Annotated in this window: 6 protein-coding genes; 5 read left to right on the top strand and 1 reads right to left on the bottom strand. The window is 41.7% G+C overall.

Annotated features, from left to right (window positions below; translation table 11 throughout):
• Positions 1-11 precede the first annotated feature (11 nt).
• Positions 12-1,376, bottom strand: coding sequence for a ribosome biogenesis GTPase Der (gene der / locus H6S82_RS16830; RefSeq protein ID WP_190470472.1), 1,365 nt, complete (start codon positions 1,374-1,376; stop codon positions 12-14).
• Between the two features lie 428 nt (positions 1,377-1,804).
• On the opposite strand from der, the gene H6S82_RS16825 reads away from it, so the two are divergent.
• The 5 genes from H6S82_RS16825 to H6S82_RS16805 form a co-directional block, all read left to right on the top strand.
• A complete protein-coding gene (locus H6S82_RS16825) occupies positions 1,805-2,530 on the top strand; it encodes a fatty acid desaturase (RefSeq protein WP_199315478.1) in 726 nt (241 codons plus the stop codon).
• A gap of 407 nt (positions 2,531-2,937) precedes the next feature.
• Positions 2,938-3,393: an SET domain-containing protein-lysine N-methyltransferase gene (locus H6S82_RS16820; RefSeq protein ID WP_190470474.1), complete on the top strand. Its 456-nt coding sequence runs from the start codon at positions 2,938-2,940 to the stop codon at positions 3,391-3,393.
• A 115-nt stretch (positions 3,394-3,508) separates the two neighbouring features.
• Positions 3,509-4,147 carry a LysE/ArgO family amino acid transporter gene (locus H6S82_RS16815; protein WP_190470475.1) on the top strand — a complete coding sequence of 213 codons (639 nt, stop codon included), beginning with the start codon at positions 3,509-3,511 and terminating at the stop codon, positions 4,145-4,147.
• Between the two features lie 230 nt (positions 4,148-4,377).
• Entirely contained in the window at positions 4,378-4,890 is a 513-nt protein-coding gene (locus H6S82_RS16810; RefSeq protein ID WP_199315479.1) for a hypothetical protein, read from the top strand.
• Between the two features lie 108 nt (positions 4,891-4,998).
• A partial coding sequence (locus H6S82_RS16805; protein WP_190470477.1) for a type II toxin-antitoxin system HigB family toxin occupies positions 4,999-5,306 on the top strand: 308 nt, incomplete at its 3' end.

Raw genomic sequence — 5,306 nt, 5'->3', positions numbered from 1 at the left:
AAATTAGTCATTTATTTAACGCGAGTTGCCTTATTTCGGCTACCTGCTTCCACTTCGCGCACCTTTTTCCCGCGCCAGAACAATCGCAAGGGAGTACCTTTAAAGCCTAACTGTTTGCGAAATTGGCTTTCAATATAGCGACGATAATTATCGTTGAAGCGGTCGGGATCGTTGACAAATAAGGCAATACTTGGCGGTTGAGTACTAACTTGAGTGCCGTAGTAAAGTTTGCCTTGACGACCTTGACGGGTAACGGGAGGAGAATGCCAGCGCACGGCTTCTTCTATTACTTCATTGATGACCGAAGTAGACACTCGGCGTTTGTGAGATTCCGAGGCAGAGTCTACTAATTCGAGAATCTTTTCTACTCTTTGACCGCTTTTAGCGCTAACAAAAATACTTTCTGCCCATTCTGTAAAGTGCAATCGATCTTGCAATTCTTTTTGGTAGTCGTAAATTGTGTAACTATCCTTTTCTACCGCATCCCATTTATTCACTACAATTACACAAGCGCGACCTTCTTCCGCGATTCTGCCGGCGAGTTTTTGGTCTTGTTCGGTAACGCCATCAAGCGCATCGATTACTAACAGCACGACATCGGCGCGACGGATCGCTTTAAAAGCGCGATTGATGCCAAAAAATTCCGGCCCGTATTCGACATTTTTCTTCTTACGAATTCCGGCTGTATCGATGAGGCGATAAGTTTTGCCATCTCGTTCCACAAGAGTATCGATCGCATCCCGTGTCGTTCCGGAAATCGGGCTGACGATGGCGCGATTTTCCCCGACAAACGCATTCAACAAACTCGATTTTCCCACATTCGGACGACCGACGATCGCCACTTTAATTTCCGGTATTTCTGCTTCTTCCCCAACAGCCGGCAAATATTTAATTAACTCATCGAGGATATCGCCAGTACCGCTACCGTGGATAGCAGAAATTGGATAAGGTTCGCCTAAAGCGAGTTCCCAAAATTGTGCCGCTTGCGTTAAACCTTGTTCTGGAGATTCGCATTTATTCACAGCTAGCAAAAGGGGTACGGTTTGAGTACGCAACCATTCTGCGATTTCCTCATCGCCTGCCGTTGGCCCACTTTGACCATCCACTACAAATATAGCCGCAGTCGCTTCTGACAGCGCCGCCATCACCTGTTCGCGAATCAAAGGTAAAAATTCCGTATCGTCGTCGAACACCAAACCGCCGGTATCCACAACGATGAATTCGCGATCGCGCCAGTATGCTTGACGGTAGGTGCGATCGCGAGTCACCCCAGGTTCGTCATGTACGATCGCATCCTGCATCCCCGCCAAACGATTGACAAAAGTAGATTTGCCCACATTCGGGCGACCGATAATAGCAACAATAGGCAGAGGCATAATTCAATCCAGAGTCTTAACGGGTATGGTTTTCCAGTAACTCAGGCTTAATTTTCACCTCAGTCCTGTTTTTGCTCCAACTTTTTATTGTAACCATCTTTAGGGGTTAGCGGTTAGGGGCTAGGGGTTAGGGAAGAGGGAGAGAGAGGAGAGGGAAGAGGGAAAAGGGATTTAGATCCACCCAAAACCCCCATCTACATCTGTGTGGCTCTTCCGTACTTAGGTTTATAAGTTTTATTAATTTATTTAGGTAGAACTATAGCTATTTTTGAAGAAACCGGGTTTCTCAGCTGTGCTTCACGCAGCTGAATCCGCTACAATGCAATAACCGGGAAACCCAAACTGTGAGCCTTGCGAAGCCTGCGGCATAATCTTCGATTTGCAGCAGGAGTATGTCACGGTCTAAGTCCCTTAAAAAAAAGTAGATTATGAATAGACTGAAAATAGGTGAGTTTAACGATCTTGAATTGTCTAAATTAACAGAGATAAGACAGAATCTTTTCTTAGTTAGACTCTTAGTATTGGCTTGTCTTATTGCGGCTATAATATCTGTTATTTTAATCGCTCAAGGCATAGTTTCATGGGTCGCTATGTTTTTACTAGGATTGATGTACGCTCATGCAGCAGTACTGGAGCATCGATGTGTCCATAATACTGCCTTTCACAGTAAAGGATGGAACCGAGTAGTAGGATTCTTGCTAGGTTTACCTATGCTAGTATCTTATTCAGACTATCAAGATAGTCATTTGAGACATCACCGATTGCTGGGAACTCCAGAAGATAAAGAGTTTTTTGATTATGATTGCAAATCATTAAAATCGCCAAAAATTCTATTTATTCTTTTTATGTTACCTCACTATCGCCATGTGGCTGTAAGACTCTACAAGGCAATCAAAGGGGAACAGCTAGAAGTTTTTAATACAATCTCAAATGCAGAAGTAAGAATTCGCAATGAATACCGTTTAATAACTGTCGTACTATTTTCAATATTAGCCATTTCAATAGGGGCTCAAACAACAATTTTTTTGAAGATATGGCTAATACCACTACTGTTTGCCTCTCCAGCTTATGCTTTAATCGAACTGCCCGAACATATAGGATGTGAGCGACAAGTACCAGATGTTTCTGTAAACACGCGAACATATCAAAGCTAGTAAAATTGTCGTGTGGTTTACAGATGGCAATAATTATCATGTTGAGCATCATTGGCTTCCTAACGTACCTGGGGATAGGCTGGCAGAGCTACACAATTATATAGAGTCAAAGATTCGATACTTAGATTCCTCTTACTGGTCCTTTTATGCAAAGCTTATACGGAACATTTTACGCGAACAAGTTTTTGTTCCAGAAGCCTGGTTAGCTGAAAAAGCTTCAAAAGAGGCTAGCTAGACCTTCGCGGCGAAAGTTTCCCACCAACTTAATTGGTCATGGTTCATGGTTGACTGGTGGGTTATTTCTGCTAAGCTGCTATAGTTTAGTAGAGACAAAAAATGTCTCTCTAGCTAAAATATTGCCGTTCTTACATACTCTCATCCATACTACTATCACTCGTCTTAAAAACATGGCTCAAAAACTAATAGATCTTTACAGCTTAGTTGGCAATCAAGATTCCGATCTTAAGATAATTTCAAACACATATATCAAAAAAGGTGAAGTAATCAAAAAGATAAGCCTTGTTTCTTCTCCTCAAAGTTTTGCAACCGTTCAATCTGGACTTAATGAACACATTTTAGATGAAATGTTAGCAGCCACTAACCACTCTTGTTCGCCAAATTCCTTTGTAGATTTTACTAAAGAACAAATTATTGCAGAACGGGATATCGCTCCGGGGGAAGAAATAACATTTTTCTATCCCTCAACTGAATGGAGAATGGTTAGACCATTTCAGTGTATGTGTGGTTCTCCAAACTGTATTGGTACAATATCCGGAGCAGAAAACCTGCCAATTCGCTTGTTCAAAAACTACAAATTTAATCGGCATATTAAGCAAAAGATTATAGAAATGATGTTATTTTGAAACCTTTGATAGTGAGAACTATTTTCATTTTTCTTTGTGCGCCATCGCGCATGGTGTCTGATATGAGAATCCTCGATTGTTGCAAGGGCTTTTCTACTAAAGGAGGTTATTTAAGATGCCTGAATCTTCACTAGCGGTATTCTTGAGCGGGTTTACCTTATTTGCTGGACTAGCTGTTGCTATTGGTCCTCAAAACGCTTACGTTTTACGTCAAGGACTTAAGCGCCAACATATTTTAGCTACTGCAAGCATCTGCTTCCTCTGCGATGCAACTCTTATTAGTATCGGTACGATAGGGTTCGGTACACTAAGCTTGAAGATTCCAGAATTAACTCAGATAATTGTATGGGCTGGCGTGGTTTTTCTTTTATTTTTTGGTTTACATTCATTTAAATCAGCTTTGAATCCAACACAAATAGATATAAACAGCCAGGAGAGCGAATCAACAAATTTTTGGAGTAATATTTTGACAACAATGGCGCTCAGCCTCTTAAATCCACACGTCTACCTTGATACTATTGTACTGGTAGGAGGTTTTGCAACTCGATACACGGAGAGTCAACGCATTTTTTTTGCACTTGGCGCAAGTCTTGCCTCCTTTTTCTGGTTTTTTACACTTGCATATGGTGCTGCTTGGCTAACGCCATTGTTCCAACGTCCACTTGCATGGCGAATTCTTGACACTATTATTGGCTGTATTATTTGGTTTATCGCTATATCAATTTTATTTTCTACAATTAACTACTCCTTCTGACATAATGACATCCAAATTCACTCACCCGAAAATACTCCCGATAATCCCGCCGCCGTTAATAAGCAATTACAAAAGTTTGAAGATTGCTTGAAAGAATGGAAGGAAGATTATCAAGCGAACCGCAAAGTCGCGAAGAAAGAAAGAGATAATTGGCGAGAGAAGATGGCGGATAGGTTGGATGAGTTGGGTAAGATACTCGATGTTGACGTCAGTACGGCACGACGATTCACTTGTTACCCGATGAAGGGGAAGTGATGGCGGGAATTCGCAGCACTTTTGCGGACGTGCAGGCGGGTAAGTTGCCGGAATTTCCGACGATCGAATGGTATATCCACACAACGATCGATCCGTCTTTACAAGATGCAGAAGGTCATCACAATTCAGCGCTGTTCGTGCAATGGGTTCCTTACGAATTGCAGGGAAGGAGTTGGGAAAAAGAGGAAAATCGCTATATCGAGCATTTGTTGAAAATATGCGATCGCTTTGCCCCAGGTACATCGGATTTAGTCGAAGATGTATTTCCCTTACATCCCCAAAAAATCGAGCAACACTTTGGCATAACGCGAGGACATATCCATCATATTGATAATAGTTTTGGTTTTGCAGATAGATTACCTTATTTTACACCAATTCAGGGACTTTATTCAGCCAGTGCGGGTTGCCATCCAGCGGGGTCGGTGATTGGTGCGGCGGGACACAATGCGGCGATGCGAGTTATGAAAGATTTGGGAATAAAATCGTAGATTGGATTTCGCCATGCTCAACCCAACAATTCCTTTTTTGATAACGAAAAAATGCAATATTATGTATTATATGAATCCAAAAGCCCACTAGCTTACAGAGATAATTTAATGCGTGTCATCAGTCGAAAAGCATTGAGAGAATTTTGGGAAACCCACCCTAATGCTGAGTCTAGTCTGCTAGTATGGTATCAACGTACCTGCGATGCTGAATGGCAAAATCTCGCAGATGTACGCCAAGTATTTCGCTCGGCTGATTTAGTGGGTAATTTTACTGTTTTTAATATAGGTGGCAATAATTATCGGTTGATTACTTTCATTGATTACGATGAGCAAATAGTGTTTATACGTAATGTTTTAACTCATGCGGAATATGATAAGGAGACTTGGAAAAATGACGACTGGTTTGAAAACTCCTA

The sequence above is a fragment of the Planktothrix sp. FACHB-1355 genome (assembly GCF_014748295.1).
Classification (GTDB): Bacteria; Cyanobacteriota; Cyanobacteriia; order Cyanobacteriales; family Aerosakkonemataceae; genus Aerosakkonema; species Aerosakkonema funiforme_A.
The sequence above is the reverse complement of the archived record's forward strand: the minus strand, read 5'-3'. Positions and strand labels throughout refer to the sequence as shown.